The organism is Sphingomonas nostoxanthinifaciens (genome assembly GCF_019930585.1).
Lineage (GTDB): Bacteria > Pseudomonadota > Alphaproteobacteria > Sphingomonadales > Sphingomonadaceae > Sphingomonas_I > Sphingomonas_I nostoxanthinifaciens.
Genome location: NZ_CP082839.1, coordinates 1,786,777 through 1,809,995, shown reverse-complemented (window position 1 = coordinate 1,809,995; position 23,219 = coordinate 1,786,777). Strand labels below are relative to the sequence as shown.

Below are 23,219 nucleotides of genomic sequence, written 5' to 3'. Positions count from 1 at the left end.
TCAAGCGCCTCCCACTCCCGGTGCGATTGGAAACTCAGTGCCAAGGAGGTATGCCTTGAAAAGGCCCTCCACATGTTTCGCCGTCAGCGCGTTCTCTGGAGCGGGCGCGACCAACGCCGTCTTGAGCCTGTTCCAAGGTGAGCCAGCATTGCGGCTCTCTTTGACCATGCGATCACTGTATTCTGTCTCGCCAAGCGAAAAGCCGTTCAATGTCCAGATTGGGCCTTTGCGAAAGGATACAGACCAAAAAGCGCCCGCGCCCCTGCGGCTCGCCTTGATGTAGTGCTTCGGCTGTCTCTCAAGCGCAACGAAAGCACCGTCGCGAAGGTCGTCGATCTGACTGAGTCCTGCGATCAGGCTTTCCTCACTCGCGATCAAAAGTGCCGGTCGATCTCCGACGATGAGCATCGCAGGCACAATCTGCTCCGCATGTTCGGTAACGCTCATAAGTTGAGCTTCGACAATCTCGGGAATGTCCGCAAGTGGGGCGTTAGCAACCGCTCAAACGGTGAGGCTCGAAAGCAAAATAACGGTCACCTTGGGGGCCGTGATTAGTAGGGCAAGCGCCGCAGCGGCCACCCCTTCCTCCTCTACAACGTCCTCGTTCCCGGCTGCCGTCGACCTTATGATCTCAACCACACAGAGCCATACTAGGGAGCTCGCCACGCAGGGAGCCGCTACGATCAAAGGAAGTTTCGTCATGGCGGCCAATTGCCAGAACGTAGGCATCGATATGCCGAGGGAGACCAGGTACGAACAAGCGGTGACGCGTTTGTTCCGACAGGATCGGAACATGCTGAGCCGCGCGTCCGGGTGCAGAAGCACTTTTGAAGCAATCCGCATGAAAGGATATGCGAAGGCGAAGGCGATTATCCAGCCCGTCAACGCCCCGAGCCCGTGGTAGTCGAATTTGGCGTAAGGAGTGCCACCGTAGGGATCGAACCTTCCCAGCGTTGTGCCATATGACCAAGGGCGCCAGAAGTAAGCCGCCACCACGGCGGCAAAAGCGAAGCCGTTAAGGATGCGTCGCGTATTTGGATTACTCACACTGATCGTGTGCCAACCTTTAGCGAAACAGACAATCTATCGATGCGAGCAGACGCGGCGGGTTCGACGGCATGCGCCGCTAGTTAGGCCTGCGGTTGGTGGTTAGTTGCCGTTGGCGAGGGGCGGCCTGTGTTGTAATTAGTCCGGTATGCCGCTCTATCCCAAAGCATGGCTGTTCGTTGCTTGGAGCGTGCTTGTTTTGGCGGCCTCACCGTTATGGCTATTCTGGCCGTTAACCCGTTGGGGTTTCGTAGGGGCATTCCCCGGAATGGTGTTTTGGCTCGCTCATGGGGTGGCTTCCATGTGGCTCTTCCGCTGCCCCGAATGCGGGACCTCCCCGTTCACCACGAGAGTGGGATTCATGCACATCCACCATCCGTGGCCACGCCAGTTCTGTTCGAAATGCCGCCGCGATCTGACCTCGCCTTGAAGGCTGCAACTGGGGCGGTTGCTGCCCTCCTACTTCGAATGGATCATGCGTAAGACGGCCCCGTTCCGCTGACACAAGACAATCGTTGCATTACCGCCAATCGAGCCTTGCTTAGGCACTCCCTCTACCGTCCATACCTCGTCGTGCAGGGTAGCGCGCAACGGCAGTTGGCGATCAATGACATCGCGGCCGTAGACAGGGAGAAGGTACGCGAGAGCAACCGCGCTCGCAATCTGCGCATTGCTTATGATGCCGTGTCGGGGCTGAACCAGATCAATCGACTTATCGCAGCGAGCATCATGGGCGTGCGCTGGAACAGCGATTCCAAGGCCCAACGCCAGGACCACTGATCGCGGGTAACGCATGCATCCTCCGTCCGCTTTCGGGGATGCTGCACGGTCATGCTGACGTTAGCAACTGAGGCGAAAGCGGTCGTGCCGATCTCTCTCGCGAATCGGCTGGCGCGGCCCGGAAGGTGACAAAGGTGGCACCACGTCGGGGGTCGACACCCCTTCCCCCGAAGCGGCCGGCGGCGATTCGGGGTGGGATCGACGATATCAAAGAGCGGACTTACGCCTACGCCAGTATTTGTACTGTTTTTGTTCCAGCTTGTCAAGAGCGGGCGACTGCCGACACTTGCTCCCCCCTCACCCGCCCGGATGGCCTGGCGCGAAGGGGAATTGCAGCGCCTCGTAATAATCGAGGCTGTGCGCGGGCGGCGCCGCACCGGCCGGCAGCGGGCGTTGCGACTTGGTGCTGAACCACGCGATGCTGGCGTCGCGCCACCACACGGCCTCGTCATGTTGGGCGATGAGGAAGGCTTCCGCCTGGGCGTAGCGCTCCGGGTCGACATAGGGGCGCAGGGTCGCCCACGTGCGCTGCATCGCCGCCACGTCCGCGACGCCGCGATCATAATGCGTCACCATCTCGTCCCACAAGGTGCGGCCGGACTGCATCCGGTAATCCCAGCCGACATGGTGGAACCACAACAGGTCGCGTTCGGGCGTGGTCTTCGGATCGGCCAGCAGCCGGGCGAGCGCGGGGGCATATTGGTCCACCGCGTCGCTGCCGCTCTTCGTCCGGTCGAAGCCGATGCCGCTCGCATCGGCGTGCGCATAATAAGTCGGGTTCCAGTCGGGCCGGGCGAGATTGCCGACCCACGGCCCCGGCCCATAATGGTGCCCGGTCGCCATCTGGTGGGCAAGGCCGAGCGGGGTCATGTAGTCGACCGCCGCCTCGCGCGAGCCCATCATCATCGCCACCACCGGGCCGACGAAACGCGGATCGGGAGTGAAGGTCATCGCGGTCCATTCGCGCGCGACCGCCTCGGCCGAGACCTCGGGATCCCACGCGAAGCGGCCATAGGCGTACCAATTGGCCTGGTTGAAGGTCGATCCGCTCCAGTCGCGATCGTCGCCGATATTGGCGACGCCGGCCATGCCGGTCAGCCGCTCGGGCGCGACCTTGCCCTCCAGCACGCGCGCGACGGTGCTGCCGCGGCCGTTCGCCAGCGTGTCGCTGCGCAACACCTCTTCGAACAATGGCCCGAGATAGACGAGGTGGGTGGCGAAGCCGAGATACTCCTTAGTGATCTGGAACTCGGCCATCAGCGGCGTCTTGGGCATGCCGCCGAACAAGGGATGGAACGGCTCGCGCGGCTGGAAGTCGATTGCGCCATTCTTCACCTGCACGATCACATTCGGATCGAACTGCCCGTCAAGCGGCTTGAAATCGTCATAGGCCTGGCGGGCGCGATCCTTGGGATTATCCTGCGAGTAGACGAAGGCCCGATAGATCACGATGCCGCCGTGCGGCGCGACCGCGCGGGCGAGCAGGTTGGCGCCCTCGGCGTGGGTGCGGTGATAATCCTGCGGGCCGGGCTGCCCCTCCGAATTGGCCTTGACGAGGAAGCCGCCGAAATCGGGGATGGCGCGATAGAGTTCGTCGGCCTTGTCCTTCCACCATGCCTGCACCGCCGGATCGAGCGGATCGGCGGTCTTGAGATGGCCGAGCTCGATCGGCGCGGAGAAGCGCGCCGAGAGGTAGACGCGGATATGATAGGGGCGGAAGATGTCGGCCAGCTTCGCCGCCTTGGCGATGTAGCGCGGCGTCAGGCTTTCCTTCACCGCATTGACGTTGTTGAGCACCGTGCCGTTGATGCCGATCGAGGCGTTGGCACGCGCATAATCGGTGTAGCGCGGATCGGCATAGCCCGGCAGCTTCCACCAGTCCCAGATCGATTGGCCGGCATAGCCGCGCTCGACCGAGCGATCGAGATTGTCCCAGTGGTTGAGCATGCGCAGCTGCAGCTTGGGCGCGCTCGTCACGTCGATCGTGTCGAGCGGCGTGCCCATCTCGGCCAGTTCGAGCAGGCGGAAGGCGCCGTAGAGCAGCCCGGCATCTTTATTGGCGACGATCACCAGCGCCGGCTTGCCCGCGACGCTGCGGCTGACGATGCGGAAGCCCTCTTCGCCCAGCGGCGCCGCGTCGAGCCCGCCAATGCCCAGCCGTGCCGCCTCGGGCACCGTCGCGAGGACGATGGCATTGCCCTGCGGCTGGCTGAGCACGGCGGGTGCGGAACCGGTGAGGCCGGCCAGTCCGCGCTGCACTTCCGCGACGGCAACGTCGATCGTCGGCGAGCGATGCAGTGCGACGATCGCACCCGCGCGCGCGGCAAGCGCGGCGCGCGGCGCCTCCGCCAGACGGGGATAGCGCAGCCACAATTGATAGCCATCCTCGGCGCGCGCGGCGCCCAGCGGCGCAAGCAAGGCGGCCGATGCCAGCATCGCGGCCATCGCCCGACGGAACATGCCCTTCATCCTCTCTTCCCTTCGATGCCGGTGGCATTCGCGTCGCGGAGGAGGCATTGACAAAGCCGCCGACGCGCGTGAGATGGTAGCGCTATCACAATAAAGACGCCAGTCAACGGCGCGACATGCACCGAGAGGACAGGATGAAAGCCAATCGCGGAAAAGCAAGCGTGACGCCCACCGGACGGGCCGCGCGCGCTTGATTCCCCCGATCGATAATGCCGGCCTCAGCCGTCGTGGCATGATCGCGGCGCTCGCCGGCACGTCGCTGCTCGCCTTCGGCGGCCGGCCGTTGCTCGCCGCGCCCAAGGGCGCCGTGCCGCTCTACAAGCAACCAACCGCGCCGATCGACCTGCGCGTCGCCGACCTGATGGATCGCATGACGCTGGCCGAAAAGGTCGCGCAGATCACGACCATCTCGACGCGGAAGCGGCTGGTGATGGGTGCGGACCTGCGCTTCGATCCCGCCATGGCCGACACGGCCTTCCCCGACGGCATCGGGCAGGTCGCGCGCCCGTCCGACCGCGCTGGGGCGGCGACCGCCGCCAACACCGGCACCGACGTCAGCGGCCATTATCGCACGCCCGCCGAGACGATCGCGTGGGTCAATGCCGCGCAGCACTGGGCGATGTCGCGCACCCGCCTCGGCATCCCGATCCTGTTTCACGAGGAAGCGCTGCACGGCTATATGGCGCCCGACGCGACCAGCTTCCCCCAGGCGATCGCGCTGGCGGGCACGTTCGATCGCGATCTGGTCGAGCGCGTCAATGCGGTGATCGCCAGCGAGGTGCGCGCGCACGGCACCGTGCTGGCGCTCTCCCCCGTCGTCGACATTGCGCGCGATCCGCGCTGGGGGCGGATCGAGGAGACGTTCGGCGAGGATCCCTATCTGTGCGGCGAGATGGGCGTCGCCGCGGTCACCGGCCTGCAGGGCAAAGCCAAGGAACTGGCGCCGGGCAAGGTGTTCGCGACGCTGAAGCACATGACCGGCCACGGCCAGCCCGAGAGCGGCGAGAATACCGCGCCCGCGCCGGTGGCCGAGCGCGAGCTGCGCGACTTCTTCTTCCCGCCGTTCCGCGCGGTGGTGACGCGCACCGGGATCGGCGCGGTCATGCCCTCCTATAACGAGATCGATGGCGTGCCGAGCCACGCGAACCGCTGGCTGCTGACGAAGGTGCTGCGCGGCGAGTGGGGCTTCGACGGCGCGATCGTGAGCGACTATGCCGCGATTCCCGAGCTTGCCACCAACCACCATGTCGCGGCCGATATTCCGGGCGCGGCGGCGCTGGCGCTGGCGGCGGGCGTCGATTGCGACCTGCCCGATGGCGAGGCGTATCGCACGCTGGGCGCATCGGCCGCGGCCGGCCGCGTGCCGATGGCGGCGATCGACACCGCCTGCCGCCGCATGCTGACGATGAAGTTCCGCGCCGGCCTGTTCGAGCAGCCGTTCGCCGATGCCGCTGCCGCCGCGAAGCTGACCGGCAACGCCGCCGCGCGCGCGCTGGCGCTGGAGGCGGCGCGCAAGTCGATCGCCTTGCTGGTCAACGATGGCACGCTGCCGCTCGCCGCCGGCGCGCACAAGCGCGTCGCGGTGATCGGGCCCAACGCGGCGATCGCCCGGCTCGGCGGCTATTCGTCCGAGCCGAAGCAGGCGGTGTCGCTGCTCGACGGCGTTCGCGCGCGGCTGAAGGGCAAGGCGGAAATCGTCCACGCGCAGGGCGTGTTCATCACCCGCAGCGAGGATCGCGGCGCCAATCTTGTCGAGCTGGCCGACCCGGCGCGCAACCATCAACTGATCGCCGAGGCGGTGGAGGCGGCGCGCGGCTGCGACCTGATTCTGCTCGCCATCGGCGACACCGAGCAGACCAGCCGCGAGGGCTATGCCAAGAGCCATCTGGGCGACCGCACCGGGCTCGACCTGATCGGCGAGCAGAATGATCTGTTCGATGCGCTACACGCGCTCGGCAAGCCGATCGTGGTGGTCGCGATCAACGGCCGGCCACCGTCGTGGCCGACCGTCGTCGGCCGCGCCAACGCGCTGATCGAATGCTGGTATGCCGGGCAGGAAGGCGGCACCGCGATCGCGGAGATCCTGTTCGGGGATGCCGATCCGGGCGCGCGCCTGCCGGTCACCGTGGCACGCCATGTCGGCCAGCTGCCGGTCTTCTACGATGCCAAGCCATCGGCCCGGCGCGGCTATCTGTTCGACACGACCGAGCCGCTCTTTCCGTTCGGCTTCGGCCTGTCCTACACCCGCTTCACCCAGTCCGCGCCGCGCCTGTCCGCCGCCACGATCGGCCCGGCCGGCACGGTGACGGTCGAGGTCGACATCGCTAATGTCGGCGCGCGTTCGGGCGACGAGGTGGTGCAATTGTACGTGCATGACGAGGTCGCCAGCGTCACCCGGCCGATCAAGGCGCTCAAGGGGTTCGAGCGCGTCACGCTTGCGCCCGGCGCGCGCCGCACGGTGCGCTTCACGCTCGGCCCCGACGCCTTCGCCTTGTGGAATCTCGACATGCGCGAGGTGGTCGAGCCCGGCACCTTCGCGATCATGACCGGCCCCAATAGCCGCGACCTCCAGTCCGTATCCCTCACCATCGCCTGAAGAGAGATTCAATGCCGCGCATCACCAATGCCAAGGTCATCGTCACCAGCCCCGGCCGCAACTTCGTCACGCTGAAGATCGAGACGGACGAAGGGGTCTACGGTCTCGGCGACGCGACGCTGAACGGCCGCGAGCTTTCGGTGGCGAGCTACCTCACCGATCACGTCATCCCGTGCCTGATCGGCCGCGACGCGCACCGCATCGAGGATGTGTGGCAATATCTGTACAAGGGCGCCTATTGGCGGCGCGGCCCGGTGACGATGAGCGCGATCGCCGCGGTCGACACCGCCTTGTGGGATATCAAGGGCAAGATCGCCGGCCTGCCGGTCTACCAATTGCTCGGCGGCGCCAGCCGCGAGGGCGTGATGGTCTATGGCCACGCCAACGGCACCTCGATCGACGACACGATCGCGGCCGCGCTCGAATATCAGGCGCAGGGCTACAAGGCGATCCGCATCCAGTGCGGCGTGCCGGGCATGGCCTCCACCTACGGCGTGTCGAAGGACAAATATTTCTACGAGCCGGCCGACGCCGACCTGCCGACCGAGAATGTCTGGAACACCAGCAAATATCTCCGCATCGTGCCCGAATTGTTCAAGGCGGCGCGCGAGGCGCTCGGCTGGGACGTGCACCTGCTGCACGACATCCACCACCGCCTGACACCGATCGAGGCGGGCCGGCTCGGCAAGGATCTGGAACAATATCGCCCCTTCTGGCTGGAGGATGCGACCCCGGCCGAGAATCAGGAGGCGTTCCGCCTGATCCGCCAGCACACCACCAGCCCGCTGGCGGTCGGCGAGATCTTCAACACGATCTGGGACTGCAAGGATCTGATCCAGAACCAGCTGATCGACTATATCCGTGCGACCGTGGTGCATGCCGGCGGCATCACCCACCTGCGCCGCATCGCCGCGCTCGCCGACCTCTATCAGGTGAAGACCGGCTGCCACGGCGCGACCGATCTGTCGCCGGTGTGCATGGCGGCGGCGCTGCACTTCGACCTGTCGGTGCCCAATTTCGGCGTGCAGGAATATATGCGCCATACGCCCGAGACCGACGCGGTCTTCCCGCATGCCTACACCTTCGAGGACGGCATGATGCATCCGGGCGACAAGCCAGGCCTCGGCGTTGGCATCGACGAGGTGCTGGCGGCGCAGCATGACTATAAGCGCGCCTTCCTGCCGGTGAACCGGCTGGAAGACGGCACGATGACCAATTGGTGAGCATGGCCGACGACCCGTTCGTCAAGCCGCGCGGCCGCGTGCGGTGGATCGTGTGCGGGCTGCTCTTCGCGGCGGTCGTGTTGAGCTATGTCGACCGGCTGGTCCTGCCGACGCTGAAGCCGTTCCTGCAGGAGCGATATGGCTGGAGCGAGACCGGCTATGCCGATCTCGCCATCTGGTTTTCGGGCGCCTACGGCATCGCCTACGTCCTGTTCGGGCGGCTGGTCGACCGCTTCGGCGCGCGCATCGGCTATACGCTGGCGGTGAGCCTGTGGACCGTCGGCCATATGGCGCATGCCCTCTTCACCACCACCGCCGGCATGGCGCTCGCGCGCGTGCCGCTGGCGATCGGTGAGGCGGGCGCCTTTCCCGCGGCGCTCGCCGCCACCAACGAATGGTTTCCGCGCCGCGAGCGCGCGCTGGCGATCGGCATCTTCAATGCGGGCTCCAATGTCGGCGCGATCGCGACGCCGCTGATCGTGCCGATCATCGCGGTTACCTGGGGCTGGCGGATGGCGTTCATCCTCACCGGCCTGCTGACCGTGATCTGGCTGGCGGCGTGGCTGGGCTTCTACCGCCCTGCCGCGCACCATCCGCGCCTGACGGACGAGGAGCGCGCGTGGATCGAGAGCGAACCGGCCGAGCTGCTGCGCCCCGCCCCGTTCCGCAAGGTGCTGAGGCTGCGCCAGACCTGGGCCTATATCACCGGCCGCTTCCTGATCGATCCGGTGTGGTGGACCTTCCTGTTCTGGCTGCCCGATTTCTTCAACCGGCAGTTCCACATGAAGATGCTGGAGTTCGGGCCGCCGCTCGTCGCGGTCTATCTGATGGCGGACGTCGGCTCGATCGGCGGCGGCTGGCTGTCGTCGCGCCTGCTGGCGCGCGGACGCACCGCCAATCGCGCGCGCAAGACCGCGATGTTCGCCTGCGCGCTATTCGCGCTGCCGATCGCCTTCGCCACCCACGCGCCGGGCCTGTGGTCGGCGGTGCTGCTGATCGGGCTCGCCTGCGCCTGCCACCAGGGCTTCTCGGCCAATGTCTATGCGCTACCGGGCGACCTGTTCCCGCGCGGCCAGGCGGGATCGGTGATCGGCCTCGGCGGGCTGGCCGGGGCGATCGGCGGGATGCTGATGGCGAAGTTCGCCGGCGCGATCCTGCAAGGTGTCGGCAGCTACCAGCCGATCTTCATCGTCGCCGCCTGCGCCTACTTGTTAGCGCTGTTGGCGATCCACCTGCTCGTGCCACGCTACGATCCGGTCCGCCCGGATGATCTCGCTTGAGGAAGGCCCGCTTATCATGACCCGCTTGTCGCGCGCCGCGCTGGCGGCGCTGCCGTCCGACGTGACGACGCCGCGCTATGATCTCGATGCGGTGCGCATCGGCGTCGTCCATCTCGGCATCGGTGCGTTCCACCGCGCGCATCAGGCGGCGATCTTCGACCGCATGCTGGCCGACGGTGACCTGCGCTGGGGCGTATCCGGGGTGTCGCTACGCTCGCCGGCGGTGCGCGAACAGCTCGCGCCGCAGGACGGGCTCTACACATTGGTCGTGCGCGATGGCGAGGATGAGCGGCTGCGCGTCATCGGCGCGGTGCGCGAGGTCTTGGTCGCGCCCGAAGATCCCGAGGCGGTGATCGCGCGGCTGGCGTCGCCCGACCTCCACCTCGTCACGCTGACGATCACCGAGAAGGGCTACAAGCTCGTCGGCGGGCAATTGAACCGCGACGATCCGGACGTGGCGCACGATCTTGCCGATCCCGCGCATCCGACGACCGCGGTCGGCTTTCTCGTCGCGGGCCTCGCGCGCCGCCGCGCCGCCGGGCTCGGTCCGGTCACGATCCTGTCGTGCGACAATCTGCCGCATAACGGCGTGCTGCTGGGCCGGGCGGCGATCGACTTCGCCGCCGCGACCGACCCCGCGCTGGCCCGGTGGATCGAAGGCGAAGTGCGCTTCCCCCAGTCGATGGTCGACCGGATCGTGCCCGCTACCACCGATGCCGACATTGCCGCGCTCGCGCAGCGGCTCGGCGTCGAGGATCGCGCGATGGTGAAGGCCGAACCCTTCCTGCAATGGGTGATCGAGGATCGGTTCAGCGGCGAGGCGCCACCGTTCGCACGTCACGGCGTGCAGCTCACCGACGCGATCGCGCCGTGGGAGGAGGCGAAGTTGCGCCTGCTCAACGGCGCGCATTCGGCGATCGCCTATCTCGGCGGCCTTGCGGGCATCGAGTTCGTTCATCAGGTCGTCGCGCGCGTCGAGGGGCGGCTGCTGGTCGAGGCGATCTGGGACGAGAGCGCCGCGACCCTGTCGCCGCCGCCCGAACTCGACGTGGAGAATTACCGCACCGCGCTGATGGCGCGCTTCGCCAACGGCGCGCTGGAGCATCGCACGCACCAGATCGCGATGGACGGATCGCAGAAGCTGCCGCAGCGGCTGCTCGCGCCGATCGCGGTGCGGCTGGAGCGCGCGCTGCCGATCCCGATGCTGGCGCTCGCGGTGGCGGCGTGGATGCGCTGGCAATCGGGCGTCGATGATGCCGGTCACCCCTTCACCGTGGATGATCCGCTGGCAGCCCAGCTTGCCGCCGCAAGCGCGGGTGCCGAGAGCACGGCGGCGCGGGTCGCCGCGCTATCCGCGGTCGAGGGTGTCGTCCCGCTCGCGCTGGCCGCCGACCCCCGCTTCCGCGACGCCGTCACGCACGCGCTCGCCTCGATCGAGGCGAGCGGCGCATGGGCGACGCTTGCCCACATGCTGCCCGGGAAGGCCCACTTATGATCGCTCGTCCCCTCGCCGCGCTGATGCTGGCAGCCCTCGCTGCGAATGCCGACGCCGCGCCGCCGCGCATCGAAGCGCAGGGCGACGCCTATCGCCTGATCGTGCAGGGCAAGCCGATGCTGATGCTGGGCGGCGAGCTCGGCAATTCGAGCGCGTCGAGCGAGGCCTATATGGCGCCGCATTGGGCGCGATTGCGCGCCATGCACCTCAACACCGTGCTCTCGCCGGTCTCGTGGGAATTGATCGAGCCGAGCGAGGGCAAGTTCGACTTTGCCTCGGTCGACATGCTGATCCGCAATGCGCGCGCGCACGATCTGCACCTCGTCTTCCTGTGGTTCGGCGCGTGGAAGAACAGCATGTCGAGCTATGTGCCGGCGTGGGTGAAGCGCGATCAGGCCCGCTTCCCGCGCGCCGAACTGCCCGACGGATCGGGCGTCGAGATTCTCTCGCCGCTCGCTACCGCCAGCCGCGACGCCGACGCCAAGGCGTTTGCCGCGCTCATGGCGCACATCAAGGCGGTCGATGGCGATCGCAACACCGTGCTGATGGTGCAGGTCGAGAATGAAATCGCGATGCTGCCGGTCGCGCGCGATTATTCGGCCGCCGCCACCGCTGCCTTCCATGCGCCCGTCCCGCAGGCATTGACCGACTATCTCGTCGCGCACCGCGCCACGTTGGTGCCGTGGCTCAAGGCGACGTGGGAGGCGAACGGCGCGCGCACGCAGGGCGACTGGACCGCTTTGTTCGGCCGGGGCGACACCAGCGCCGAGATCTTCACTGCCTGGAATTTCGCGCGCTACACCGACGCGATCACGCGTGCGGGCAAGCAGCACTATGCGCTGCCGATGTACGTCAACGTCGCGCTCAACCGCCCCGGCAAGCTGCCCGGCGAGTATCCGAGCGGCGGCCCGCTGCCGCATCTGATCGACGTGTGGAAGGCCGGCGCACCCGCGCTCGATATGCTGTCGCCCGACGTCTATTTCCCGAACTTCGTCGATCTCGCCGCCAATTATCGACGCCCGGACAATCCGATGTTCATCCCGGAAGCGAACAACGCCGAGATTCCGGAGGCCGGCGCCAACGGCTTCTATGCGGTCGGCGCGCTGCAGACGATGGGCTACAGCCCGTTTCAGATCGAGACGATCGATGACAAGCCGGACAATAGCCTTGCGCAGGCCTATTCCGTGCTCGAACAACTGAGCCCGGCGATCCTGTCGGCGACCGGCACGGGCAAGCTCGCCGGGTTCAAGCCGCGCGTGCTGTTCGATGGCACCGTGCTCGACGCGCCGGTGACGCAGACGATGGGCGATTACGCCCTGACGGCGACCTTCGTCGTGCCGTTCATGGGGGATGCCAAGCAGCAGACCTCCGCCCATGGCGCGATCGCGATCCAGACCGGGCCGGAGGAGTATCTGCTCGCCGGCAGCGGCGTGGTGTTCACCTTCAAACCGGTCGGCCCCGGCGCGCCCATCGCGGGCATCGACAGCGCGTGGGAAGGCACGTTCGACGCCAGCGGCACATGGGTCGACGGCCGCCGCCTGAATGGTGACCAGATCCATCAGGGCCGCCACATTCGGCTCGAGCCGGGGCGGTGGCAGATCCAGAAGGTGCGGCTCTACCGCTACCGCTGAAGCACGCGTTTTTCGTCGCACCTACGGAAAAGCCGATTGACAATCGGACACGTTTTGTCGGAGTAGCGCTGGTAACGGTAACATGCCGTAGCAAACTGAAATGAGAGCCCGCAGCAAGCGTGGCCCATAGGGAGGGGAACTGAAATGAACGTCCGTACTTCGTCGATCCGCGTCACCTTGCTGAGCGCCGCTGCGCTCGGCAGCATCGTCACCGCCTCGGCGGCGATGGCACAGGCCGGCCCGCCGGCTCCTGCGCAGGCCGCCAAGCCGTCCGACCAATCCAATCCCGTCGCGAGCGGCGTGTCGTCGAACGATCCCGCTGCATCGCCCGCCGGTGCTCCGGTGGCCGCGCCGATCGATGCCCGCGCGGTGCAGGACATCGTCGTCACCGGCATCCGCCGCAGCCTCGCCAGCGCCACCAACGCCAAGAAGGCGTCGGTCTCGTTCGGCGACTCGATCTTCGCCGAGGATATCGGCAAGCTGCCGGCGACCAACCTCGCCGAGACGCTGAACCGCATCCCCGGCGTCAACATCAACCGCGACATCGACGGCGAAGGCCTGCAGGTCTCGATCCGCGGCCTCGGCCCGAGCTTCACCAAGGTGCTGCTCAACGGTACGAACATCGCGGTCGCCTCCGATGGCGGTACGAACGGCGGCAGCGCCAATCGCGAGGTCGATCTCGACCTGTTCCCGTCGGAGCTGTTCACGCGGCTCGACGTGTCGAAGACCCCGGTCGCCTCGACGCTGGAAGGCGGCATCGCCGGCGTGGTCAACCTGCGCAATGCGCGGCCGTTCGATCGCCCCGGCACGCACGTCAACGTCATCGCGCAGGCCGATGGCCACGACAGCAACAGCAAGTGGGGGCCGCGCGGCGCGGTGATCGCCAGCACGACCTTCGGCGACACGTTCGGCATCCTCGCAGGCTTTTCGGGCTATAAGCAGAAAGAGCGGATCGACGGGTTCGAAACGGTCGGCTGGACCGACGGCAACCTCGCCTGCGGCACCGGCTGCAACAACACCGCGTTCGACGGCAACGGTTTCAGCTACGCCTCGACCGTGCCGAACAATACCGGCCACGGCCTGACGCCGGGCACCCCGCTGAACCTCGCCGCGACGTCGGGCCTGTCGCTGCAGCAGCTCTCGCTTGCCAAGATCCCCCGCCTCGGCCGGGACAGCATCACGATCGGCGACCGGTCGCGCATCTCGGCATTGCTGTCGGTCGAGTGGCGGCCCAGCGACACGCTGCACTTCGCGGTCGATGGCCTCTACGACGTCTCGAAGCGCGACTATAACCGCTTCAACATGAACTGGCAGGTCCGCAACTCCGGCCCGGGCACCGGGCCGACCGCGACCGGCGGCATGGTGCCGTTCAACATCGTCACCGACGCCAACAACATCGTCACTTCGGGCACCTTCGCCAATTCGAGCTTCTTCCTCGAGAACGACATCTTCAATCAGAAGACCAAGTTCTGGAACATCAACCCGAATGCCGAGTGGACGCCGACCAGCAAGATCAAGGTCCAGGCGCAGCTCAACTACGGCCACTCGACTTTCTTCCGCGAGCAGCCGCAGTTCGATTTCCAGACGACGCCGCAATCGGGCGTCGAGGTCGCCTACACCAACAATGGCGGCGACGTGCCGACGATCACGCCGAACGTGAACCTGAACGACCCGAACCTCGGGTGGAAATGGTATCGCGTCAACGTCCAGAACATCTCTCGCGAGACGACCACCAAGGGTGCGCATCTCGACACGACGTTCGGCGACGACCACGCCAACATCAAGGCGGGCTTCGCCTATGACGACGCCAAGCGCATCATCAAGGCGTATGACAATTCGACCGCGTTCCAGACCGCGGTGTGCGGCGCGACCTGCGACGGCACCACCGGATCGGTGCCGAACTCCCAGCTCGCGCAATATCTGATGCCGACGACCGTCAGCGACTTCGGCCACCTGTCCGGCAGCAACTTCGGTTATTCGAAGTATATCATGGACAATATCGCCGCCCTGGAGAAGGCGACGAACTACGCTTATTATTCGGCCAACGCGCCGGAGACCAAGGGTGCCGTCACCGGCGGATCGGTCGGCAACATTCGCGAGAAGACGTGGGCGGCCTATGTCGAGGCGAACGCGGTCGCCAAGATCCTCGATCGCGACATGCACTTCAACTTCGGCGTGCGCTATTTCCACACCGATCAGACCGTGGCGAGCCCGGTGCAGGTCGCCAGCGGCTTCATCCAGACCACGATCAACGCCAGCTATGACGACTGGCTGCCGACGGTGAACGTCAGCTACGACGTCAGCAGCAAGCTGAAGCTGCGCGCCGCCGCATCGAAGACGATGACGCGTGCGGATGCCGGCCTGCTGCTGCCGGGCACGACCTTCTCCGATCCGTCGGCGCAGGTCGCGAGCGCGGGCAACCCGAATCTGAAGCCTTATACGTCCAACAATATCGACGTCGGCGGCGAATATTATACTGGCGGCATCGGCTATATCGGCCTCGATCTGTTCCGGAAGGATATTGACGGCTATACCGTCAACACGACCCAGAACGTCACGTTCGGCTCGCTCGGTATCCCTTATTCGGCGCTGGTGACGACCCAGCAGGCAGCGCTCACCAATCGCGCCGCCAATACGGGCGTCAGCATCGACAATCTGCCCGTCCAGCTCACCTTGCCGATCAACAACGGCAAATTGCTGATCAAGGGCATCGAGGCGACGTGGGTGCAGCCGCTCGACTTCCTCATCAAGGGGATCGGCCTGCGCACCAACGCGACCTATCTGCACCAGAGCTCGTCGACCGGGCTGATCGCGCCGGGCGTGTCTCCGTGGAGCTACAACCTCCAGGGCTTCTACGAAGCGCACGGCATCTCGCTGAGCGTGAACTATGTCTGGACCGACAAGTCGATCGCGATCAACGGCCCGCAGAACGGCATCAACGTGCCGTTGCGCAACGATGCACGCGGCCAGCTCGATCTGTCGGCCGGCTACCAGCTGCCCTTCATGAACAAGGCGTTCCGCCTGACGTTCGACATGCTGAACATCACCAATTCGCCGATCCGCACGACGTTCGGCTACGACAATGCGCCCTACAGCGTCTATTATCCGGGTCGCGAATATCTGTTCGGCATCCGCGCCTCGTTCTGAGCGCGGCCTCAACGCCAACCCCTGCTGGGCCGGTCTTCGCGAGAAGGCCGGCCTTTTTGTTATGCAGCAAAGGATCGCTTATGCATCGTTCGATGGGCCGCATGACGCTGACGCTCGGGGCGGCGCTCATCGCATCCGGGGCGATGGGAGCGCCGTGCGCCGGCACGTGGCACGGCGTGTGGAGCGCCGCACCGATGGCAGTCGCCGGGGATGATCCGCTCAAGCCCGCCGACCTTGCCGACGCTACATTGCGCCAGACGGTGAAGCTCACCGGCGGCGCTACCCGCATGCGCATCCGCCTGTCGAACCTGATGGGCACCGCCCCGCTTCGCCTGGACCATATTCGGCTGAGCGTCGCCCCGGCCAGCGGTGCGGCAGCGGTCGACCCCGCGCGGATGCGGGCCGTATCGTTCGGCGGCGGCGACGCGGTCGTGATTCCCGCCGGCGCGGATTATCTGTCCGATCCGATCGCGCTGGACGCACCGGCGGGCACGGTGCTGTCGATCAGCCTGCACAGCCCGGAGGCGCCCGCGGGCATCACCAGCCACCCCGGCGCGCGTACCACCACCCGACTGGTACCGGGCAACGAGGCCGACCGGCCGGCGCTCACCGGTGGACGCACGATGGAACATTGGTATTTCGTCGCAGGGGTCGAGGGCGAAGGCTGCGGCGGCGCGATCGTCGCGCTGGGCGACTCGATCACCGACGGCCACGGCGCGACCACCGACGGCGACGACCGCTGGACCGACCGGCTTGCCGCGCGCCTGCAGGCAACGGGTGGCGATGCCCCGGCGATCCTCAACCTCGGCATCGGCGGCAATCGCGTGCTGCTCGACGGGCTCGGCCCGAACGCGCTCGCGCGGTTCGATCGCGACGTGGTGGCGCAGCCGGGCGCGCGCGCCGTGATCGTGCTGGAGGGCATCAACGATCTCGGCACCCTCACCCGCGATCATCCCGTGTCGCCGGCCGAGCATGCCGCCCTGGTTCGCCGGCTGACCGAAGCCTATGCGCAGATCGTCGCCCGCGCGCACGCCCATGGCATCAAGGCAATCGGCGCGACGATCACGCCCGATGGCGGCTCGACCTATTATCATCCCGACGCCGCCAACGAGGCCGACCGCCAGGCGGTGAATGCGTGGATCCGCGCGCCCGGTCATTTCGACAGCGTGGTGGATTTCGACGCTGCGCTGCGCGACCCGGCCGATGCCTCCCGGTTGCGGTCGGACTATGACAGCGGCGACCATCTCCATCCCAATCCCCAAGGCTATCGCCGCATGGGGGAGGTCGTCCCGCTCGCGCTTTTGCGCTAGCGGCGCTTGTCCTCGCGGCAGCCCGCCGCTATTTATTGTCTGAGTATTCGAGAGGAACGACCATGATCACCGGATCCATCCTGATCGGCGCGGCCGAGCAGCAGTCGGCCGAACTCTTCTCGGCGGTCGATCCCGCCACCGGCGCGCAGATCGAGCCCGAATTCGCCTCGGCCGGCCCGGCCGAAGTCGACGCCGCCTGCGCGCTGGCCGCCGCGGCGTTCCCGTCCTTCTCCACGACGGCTCCCGAGGAGCGCGCGCGTTTCCTCGAAGCGATCGCGGACAAGATCGTCGCGATCGGCGACGCGCTGATCGAGCGCGCGATGAAGGAAACCGGCCTGCCGCGTCCGCGGCTCGAGGGCGAGCGCGGCCGCACCACCGGCCAGCTGCGCCTGTTCGCCACATTGCTGCGCGAGGGCAGCTGGCTCGACGCGACGATCGATCCGGCGATGCCCGATCGTGCGCCGCTGCCGCGCGCCGACCTGCGCCGCGCCAATGTCGGCCTCGGCCCGGTGGCGGTGTTCGGCGCGTCCAACTTCCCGCTCGCTTTCTCGGTCGCCGGCGGCGACACCTGCTCGGCGCTCGCCGCCGGCTGCCCGGTGGTGGTGAAGGGCCATCCCGCGCACCCCGGAACCGGTGAGCTCGTCGCGCGCGCGATCCGCGAGGCGGTCGCCGAGAGCGGCCTGCACGAGGGCGTCTTCTCCTATTTGCCCGGCCCGACGATCGCGCTCGGCCAGGCGCTGGTCGCCGATCCGCGCATCAAGGCGGTCGGCTTCACCGGCTCGCGCGGCGGCGGCCTCGCTCTGCTGGCGACTGCTTCGAGCCGCGCCGAGCCGATCCCGGTCTATGCCGAGATGTCGAGCATCAATCCGGTCGTGCTGATGCCTGCCGCGCTCGAGGCGCGCGGCGCGGCGCTCGCGCCCGCCTTCGTCGGTTCGCTGACGATGGGCGCGGGTCAGTTCTGCACCAATCCGGGCCTGCTGATCGGCATCGAGAGCGAGGCACTCGACACCTTCGCCAAGGCGGCCGGCGAGGCGCTGACGGCGAGCAAGCCGATCACGATGCTGAGCCCCGGCATCCACGCCAGCTTCGAGAAGGGCGTCGAGGCGCTGGAGGCCAATGATGCGGTCGACACGCTCGCGCGCGGCTGCGTCGGCGAAGGCGTCAACCAGGCACGCGGCGCTCTGTTCTCGACCGACGCCGCCAGCTTCCTCGCCGATCAGGCGCTGGGGCATGAGGTGTTCGGCTCGTCCTCGCTGCTGATCCGCTGCCAGGACATGGACGAGCTGAAGCGCGTGATCGTGTCGCTGGAAGGCCAGCTGACCGCGACGCTGATGATGGACGAGGCCGATCATGCCGCCGCCGCCGAGCTGGTGCCGTTGCTCGCCGCCAAGGCCGGCCGCGTGCTCGCCAATGGCTGGCCGACCGGCGTCGATGTCGGCTATGCGATGGTGCATGGCGGCCCCTTCCCCGCCACCTCCGACGTGCGCACTACCTCGGTCGGCACGCTGGCGATCGCGCGCTACCTGCGCCCGGTCTGCTATCAGGACATCCCCGATGCGCTTCTGCCCGCGGCGCTGCGCCAGGACAATCCGTGGTCGCTGCCGCGTCGCATCGACGGAACGCTGAAGCTGGCCGACTAAGTCGCCCAAAACCATAATCAGGATGCGCCGATGACCCTGTCTCTCGTCCAGTTTCGTGATCCGTCGGGCACCCGTGGGGTGGCGCTGCTGGACGAGGGAGGGCAGGCGCATCGCCTCTCAGGCGTGTGGACCACGCTGGAGTTGGCGCAGGGTGCGCTCGTCGGCGGACGCACGCTGGCCGAGGCCGCGCAGGCGGCGGCAGGCGAGCCGGTCGACCTGACCGCGGTCGAGTTGCTCGCGCCGATCGATCATCCCGATGCGGCGCATCTTTATCTGACCGGCACCGGCCTGACCCATCTCGGCTCGGCCGAGGGGCGCGACAAGATGCATCGTGCGGCGAAGGAAAATCCCGAGCCGACCGATTCGATGAAGATGTTCCTGATGGGCGTCGAGGGCGGCAAGCCCGCCGACGGCGCGCTCGGGGCGCAGCCCGAATGGTTCTACAAGGGCGACGGATCGTCGCTGGTCGCGCCCGACCAGCCGATCCCCTCCCCCTCTTTCGCGCTCGACGCTGGCGAGGAGCCGGAGATTGCCGGCGTCTATCTGATCGACGCGAAGGGCCAGCCGGTGCGGCTGGGCTATGCGCTGGCCAACGAATTTTCGGACCATGTGACCGAGCGCGGCAATTATTTGTGGCTCGCCCACTCCAAGCTGCGCCACGCGGCGCTGGGGCCCGAGCTGCTGCTGGGCGAACTGCCGCAGGACGTGCGCGGCACCAGCCGCATCCTGCGCGACGGCGCGGTGCTGTGGGAGAAGCCGTTCCTGTCGGGCGAGGCGAACATGTCGCACAGCCTCGACAATCTGGAGCATCACCATTTCAAATACGGCCTGTTTCGCCGGCCGGGCGACCTCCACGTCCACTTCTTCGGCACCGCCACGCTGTCGTTCAGCGAGGGCGTGAAGACCCAGCCGGGCGACGTGTTCGAGATCGAGGCGGCGCCCTTCCGTCTGCCGGTACGCAACCCCATCGCGATCGCGCCCGAGGCGCCCGTCAGCGTGCGCGCACTGTGATGCCGCTGCGCGTCGGCATCGTCGGCCTCGGCAAGATCGCGCGCGACCAGCATCTGCCCGCCATCGCCGCCTCGCCCGATCTCGAGCTGGCCGCGATCGCCACCCGCGCCGCCGATCCCGCCGCGAAATATTCCTCGATCGCGGAATTGCTGGCGGGCGAGCCCGATCTCGACGCGGTCGCGCTCTGCCAGCCGCCGCAGGCGCGCTTCGACGCGGCACGCACCGCCATCGCCGCGGGCAAGCACGTCTTCCTCGAAAAGCCGCCGGGCACCACGCTGGGCGAGGTCGCGGCGCTGGCCGCGCTCGCCGACGCGCAGGGCGTCACGCTCTTCGCCAGCTGGCATAGCCGCTACGCCTCGGGCGTCGAAGCGGCACGCAGCTGGCTCGCCGGCAAGACGATCAGCGCGGTCTCGATCGAGTGGAAGGAGGATGTCCGCCACTGGCATCCCGGGCAGGACTGGATCTGGCAGCCGGGCGGCTTCGGCGTGTTCGATCCCGGCATCAACGCATTGTCGATCGCGACCGCGATCCTGCCCGATTTCTTCCTGCTCGACGGCACGATGCTGTTCCCCGCCAACCGCGCCGCGCCGATCGCCGCCGACCTGCGCTTTCGCCTGGTCGAGGGCGCGCCCGTGCGCGCCGTGTTCGACTGGCGCCAGACCGGCCCGCAAACGTGGGACATCACGGTCGAGACCGGCGACGGCACGCTGACGCTCGGCCATGGCGGCAACACGCTGGCGATCGACGGCGCGGCGGTGACGCTGCCGGCCGAGGCCGAATATCCGAACCTCTATCGCCGCTTCGTCGAATTGGTCCGGGCAGGCGAAAGCGACGTCGACGTGCGTCCGCTGCGCCATGTGGCGGACGCGTTCCTCGCCTGCACGCACGAACGTGGCGAGGCGTTCGACTGATCGACAAGGGGGCACAGGCAGCGGTGGAGGATGGATCAGCGATCGACCGACGCCCGCGCCCCCCGCTTGGTGGCCCGCGCTTCCACGGCTCGATCGCGCGCGAATTGGGGACGGCGATCCTCTCCGGCCGCTATCCGCCCGGCACCGTCTTCTCAGGCGAGATCGCATTCGCCGAGCGGCTGAACGTCTCGCGCAGCGTCTATCGCGAGGCGGTGCGGATGCTCGTCGCCAAGGGACTGGTCGAGAGCCGGCCGAAGGCGGGGACGATGGTCACCGATCGCGGCCGCTGGAACCTGCTCGACCCCGAAGTGCTCGCGTGGAGCTTCGAGCAGGAGCCGAGCCCGGAGTTCGTGCGCGACCTGTTCGAGCTGCGCTTCATCATCGAGCCCGCCGCGGCCGCGCTGGCGGCACGGCGGCGGACCGAGCCGCAACTGGCCGAGATGACCGAGGCGCTCGAGACAATGGCGCGGCACAGCCTGAAGCATCCCGAGGGGCAGCAGGCCGACCAGCGCTTCCACCGCGCGGTGCTGCGCGCCACCGGCAACGCGCCGCTGGCCTCGCTGTCGAGCGGGATCGAGGCGGCGGTGAGCTGGACCACGATCTACAAGCAGCGCAAGCACGCGCTCCCGCGCGACGCGGTGCCCGACCATCGCCGCCTGCTCGCCGCGATCGGCGACGCCGATCCCGAGGCGGCGCGTGCCGCGATGACGGCACTGATCGCGCTGGCGCTGGAGGATACCGAGGTCGCGCTGGGCGACTGAGGGCGAAACCACTGTCGTGCTCCTGCGCAGGCAGGAGCCCAGGGCTGCAAGCGATGATGCTCGACGCACCGTGCTCCTGCTTTCGCAGGAGCACGGTGGTTTCGTCCTAGTGGTTGTCGCGCGGCAGACCCATCGTCTGGGCGATGCGTTGATACTTCTCCGCACCCTCCAGGATCGCGCCGGTCGACATCTGGCCGACCACCGAACGCTGGATCTCCTGCCACGGCGTCTGCGACGGCGGATAGGGATAGCCGCCGGCCTCGACCAGCGCCTGGCGGCGCGCGTCGAGTTCCTCGTCCGAGATCAGGATGTTGGCGGTGCCCTTGCCGAGATCGATGCGGACGCGATCACCCGTCTTGATCAGCGCGAGGCCGCCCATCGCCGCCGCTTCGGGCGAGGCGTTGAGGATCGAGGGACTGCCGCTGGTGCCCGACTGACGGCCATCGCCGATGCACGGCAGAGCGTGGACGCCTTCGGTGATGAGATAAGCGGGCGGGCGCATGTTCACCACTTCCGCCGCACCCGGATAGCCGATCGGGCCGGCGCCGCGCATGAACAGCAAAGTTTCGGTGGTGATGCCGACCGAGGGATCGTCGATGCGATGATGATAATCCTCGGGACCATCGAACACGACGGCCGGCCCCTCGAACGCGTCGGGATCCTCGGGGTTTGAGAGATAGCGATCGCGGAATTCGGGGCTGATGACGCTGGTCTTCATGATCGCCGCGTCGAACAGATTGCCCTTCAGGACGATGAAGCCCGCATCCTCGACCAGCGGCGCGGCGAAGGGACGGATCACCTTCTCGTCCTCGATCTGAGTGCCGCGATAATTCTCGCCGATCGTCTTGCCGTTGGCGGTGATCGCGCTCTCGTCGATCAGCCCCTGCTCGATCAGCTGGCCGTACACCGCCGGTACGCCGCCGGCGCGATAATAATCCTCGCCGAGATATTCGCCGGCGGGCTGCAGGTTCACCAGCAGCGGGATATTGTGGCCATGCTCCTGCCAATCCTCGATCTTGAGATCGACGCCGAGATGGCGCGCGATCGCGTTGAGGTGGATCGGTGCGTTGGTCGATCCGCCGATCGCCGAATTGACCTTGATCGCGTTGAGGAACGACGCGCGCGTCATGATGTCGGAGGGCTTGAGATCCTCGTGCACCATCTCGACGATGCGCTTGCCGGTGCGGTACGACACTTCCTGCCGGTCGCGATACGGCGCCGGGATCGCGGCCGAACCGGGCAACTGCATGCCGAGCGCCTCGGCGAGGCTGTTCATCGTCGATGCCGTGCCCATCGTGTTGCAATAGCCGGTCGACGGCGCCGACGAGGCGACCAGCTCGATGAACTTGTTGTCGTCGATCTCGCCGGCGGCGAGCATCTGGCGCGCCTTCCACACGATCGTGCCCGATCCGGTGCGCTCGCCCTTGTGCCAGCCGTTGAGCATCGGGCCGACCGACAATGCGATCGCCGGAATGTTGACCGTTGCCGCCGCCATCAGGCAGGCCGGCGTCGTCTTGTCGCAGCCGATCGTCAGGACCACGCCGTCGAGCGGGTAGCCGTACAGCAGCTCCACCAGGGCCATATAGGACAGGTTGCGGTCGAGGCCGGCGGTAGGCCGCTTGCCGGTCTCCTGGATCGGATGGACCGGGAATTCGATGGCGATGCCGCCGGCCTCGCGGATGCCCTCGCGCACCCGCTCGGCCAGCACGATGTGATGGCGGTTGCAGGGGCTCAGGTCGGAGCCGGTCTGGGCGATGCCGATGATCGGCCTGCCCGATCGCAACTCCTCCAGCGACAGACCGAAATTGAGATAGCGCTCCAGATAGAGCGCGGTCATGTCGATATTGTCGGGGTTGTCGAACCAGGCACGCGACCGGAGCTTGCGCTCCGAACTGGGATTGATCATGCGATCGTCTTT

The 23,219-nt window shown here is 67.1% G+C and carries 16 protein-coding genes; 12 read left to right on the top strand and 4 right to left on the bottom strand.

Going from position 1 to position 23,219, the window contains the following annotated elements; translation table 11 throughout:
* Positions 1-447, bottom strand: a complete 447-nt coding sequence (locus K8P63_RS08675; RefSeq protein WP_223799401.1) for a hypothetical protein — start codon at positions 445-447, stop codon at positions 1-3.
* 1,059 nt (positions 448-1,506) lie between these two features.
* Positions 1,507-1,656 carry an NTF2 fold immunity protein gene (locus K8P63_RS21005; RefSeq protein ID WP_398288867.1) on the bottom strand — a complete coding sequence of 50 codons (150 nt, stop codon included), beginning with the start codon at positions 1,654-1,656 and terminating at the stop codon, positions 1,507-1,509.
* Here K8P63_RS21005 and K8P63_RS08665 point away from each other — a divergent pair.
* Entirely contained in the window at positions 1,645-1,827 is a 183-nt protein-coding gene (locus K8P63_RS08665) for a hypothetical protein (protein ID WP_223799937.1), read from the top strand. The two genes, K8P63_RS21005 and K8P63_RS08665, sit on opposite strands and share 12 nt — an antisense overlap.
* Before the next feature lie 297 nt (positions 1,828-2,124).
* On the opposite strand, the gene K8P63_RS08660 is transcribed toward K8P63_RS08665, so the two are convergent.
* Entirely contained in the window at positions 2,125-4,287 is a 2,163-nt protein-coding gene (locus K8P63_RS08660; RefSeq protein WP_223799400.1) for an alpha-glucuronidase family glycosyl hydrolase, read from the bottom strand.
* A 241-nt stretch (positions 4,288-4,528) separates the two neighbouring features.
* Here K8P63_RS08660 and K8P63_RS08655 point away from each other — a divergent pair, with 241 nt between their 5' ends.
* The 11 genes from K8P63_RS08655 to K8P63_RS08605 all read left to right on the top strand — a co-directional run bounded on the left by K8P63_RS08655 (position 4,529) and on the right by K8P63_RS08605 (position 21,301).
* Positions 4,529-6,892 carry a glycoside hydrolase family 3 N-terminal domain-containing protein gene (locus K8P63_RS08655; protein ID WP_223799399.1) on the top strand — a complete coding sequence of 788 codons (2,364 nt, stop codon included), beginning with the start codon at positions 4,529-4,531 and terminating at the stop codon, positions 6,890-6,892.
* An 11-nt stretch (positions 6,893-6,903) separates the two neighbouring features.
* On the top strand, positions 6,904-8,115 hold the full coding sequence (manD, locus tag K8P63_RS08650) for a D-mannonate dehydratase ManD (RefSeq protein WP_223799398.1): 1,212 nt from the start codon (positions 6,904-6,906) through the stop codon (positions 8,113-8,115).
* Positions 8,116-8,117: 2 nt separating this feature from the next.
* The gene (locus K8P63_RS08645) at positions 8,118-9,395 is read left to right on the top strand and encodes an MFS transporter (protein WP_223799788.1); all 1,278 of its coding nucleotides are present in this window, start codon (positions 8,118-8,120) and stop codon (positions 9,393-9,395) included.
* Positions 9,396-9,411: 16 nt separating this feature from the next.
* Positions 9,412-10,890: a mannitol dehydrogenase family protein gene (locus tag K8P63_RS08640; protein WP_223799397.1), complete on the top strand. Its 1,479-nt coding sequence runs from the start codon at positions 9,412-9,414 to the stop codon at positions 10,888-10,890.
* Positions 10,887-12,521: a GH35 family beta-galactosidase gene (locus K8P63_RS08635; protein WP_223799396.1), complete on the top strand. Its 1,635-nt coding sequence runs from the start codon at positions 10,887-10,889 to the stop codon at positions 12,519-12,521. Before K8P63_RS08640 ends, K8P63_RS08635 begins: the two co-directional genes overlap by 4 nt.
* A gap of 144 nt (positions 12,522-12,665) precedes the next feature.
* A complete protein-coding gene (locus K8P63_RS08630) occupies positions 12,666-15,668 on the top strand; it encodes a TonB-dependent receptor (RefSeq protein WP_223799395.1) in 3,003 nt (1,000 codons plus the stop codon).
* An 80-nt stretch (positions 15,669-15,748) separates the two neighbouring features.
* A complete protein-coding gene (locus tag K8P63_RS08625; protein WP_223799394.1) occupies positions 15,749-16,978 on the top strand; it encodes an SGNH/GDSL hydrolase family protein in 1,230 nt (409 codons plus the stop codon).
* A 62-nt stretch (positions 16,979-17,040) separates the two neighbouring features.
* Positions 17,041-18,618, top strand: coding sequence for an aldehyde dehydrogenase (NADP(+)) (locus tag K8P63_RS08620; RefSeq protein ID WP_223799393.1), 1,578 nt, complete (start codon positions 17,041-17,043; stop codon positions 18,616-18,618).
* 30 nt (positions 18,619-18,648) lie between these two features.
* A complete protein-coding gene (gene araD1 / locus K8P63_RS08615; RefSeq protein WP_317629365.1) occupies positions 18,649-19,629 on the top strand; it encodes an AraD1 family protein in 981 nt (326 codons plus the stop codon).
* Complete coding sequence (locus K8P63_RS08610; protein ID WP_223799392.1) at positions 19,629-20,540, top strand: Gfo/Idh/MocA family protein; 912 nt, start codon at positions 19,629-19,631, stop codon at positions 20,538-20,540. The genes araD1 and K8P63_RS08610 overlap by 1 nt, the downstream gene beginning before the upstream one ends.
* Before the next feature lie 23 nt (positions 20,541-20,563).
* Positions 20,564-21,301: a FadR/GntR family transcriptional regulator gene (locus tag K8P63_RS08605; protein WP_223799391.1), complete on the top strand. Its 738-nt coding sequence runs from the start codon at positions 20,564-20,566 to the stop codon at positions 21,299-21,301.
* Positions 21,302-21,407: 106 nt separating this feature from the next.
* On the opposite strand, the gene K8P63_RS08600 is transcribed toward K8P63_RS08605, so the two are convergent.
* Positions 21,408-23,207, bottom strand: coding sequence for an IlvD/Edd family dehydratase (locus tag K8P63_RS08600; protein WP_398288719.1), 1,800 nt, complete (start codon positions 23,205-23,207; stop codon positions 21,408-21,410).
* Between the last annotated feature and the right edge of the window lie 12 nt (positions 23,208-23,219).

Bases quoted from the DNA above. Each gene is read 5' to 3' on its own strand.
- K8P63_RS08600 (WP_398288719.1), bottom strand. From the start codon at position 23,207: ATGATCAATCCCAGTTCGGAGCGCAAGCTCCGGTCGCGTGCCTGGTTC.
- K8P63_RS08625 (WP_223799394.1), top strand. From the start codon at position 15,749: ATGCATCGTTCGATGGGCCGCATGACGCTGACGCTCGGGGCGGCGCTC.
- araD1 (WP_317629365.1), top strand. From the start codon at position 18,649: ATGACCCTGTCTCTCGTCCAGTTTCGTGATCCGTCGGGCACCCGTGGG.
- K8P63_RS08675 (WP_223799401.1), bottom strand. From the start codon at position 447: ATGAGCGTTACCGAACATGCGGAGCAGATTGTGCCTGCGATGCTCATC.
- K8P63_RS08645 (WP_223799788.1), top strand. From the start codon at position 8,118: ATGGCCGACGACCCGTTCGTCAAGCCGCGCGGCCGCGTGCGGTGGATC.
- K8P63_RS08640 (WP_223799397.1), top strand. From the start codon at position 9,412: ATGACCCGCTTGTCGCGCGCCGCGCTGGCGGCGCTGCCGTCCGACGTG.
- K8P63_RS08655 (WP_223799399.1), top strand. From the start codon at position 4,529: ATGATCGCGGCGCTCGCCGGCACGTCGCTGCTCGCCTTCGGCGGCCGG.
- K8P63_RS08660 (WP_223799400.1), bottom strand. From the start codon at position 4,287: ATGTTCCGTCGGGCGATGGCCGCGATGCTGGCATCGGCCGCCTTGCTT.
- K8P63_RS08620 (WP_223799393.1), top strand. From the start codon at position 17,041: ATGATCACCGGATCCATCCTGATCGGCGCGGCCGAGCAGCAGTCGGCC.
- K8P63_RS08610 (WP_223799392.1), top strand. From the start codon at position 19,629: ATGCCGCTGCGCGTCGGCATCGTCGGCCTCGGCAAGATCGCGCGCGAC.
- K8P63_RS08630 (WP_223799395.1), top strand. From the start codon at position 12,666: ATGAACGTCCGTACTTCGTCGATCCGCGTCACCTTGCTGAGCGCCGCT.
- K8P63_RS08635 (WP_223799396.1), top strand. From the start codon at position 10,887: ATGATCGCTCGTCCCCTCGCCGCGCTGATGCTGGCAGCCCTCGCTGCG.
- manD (WP_223799398.1), top strand. From the start codon at position 6,904: ATGCCGCGCATCACCAATGCCAAGGTCATCGTCACCAGCCCCGGCCGC.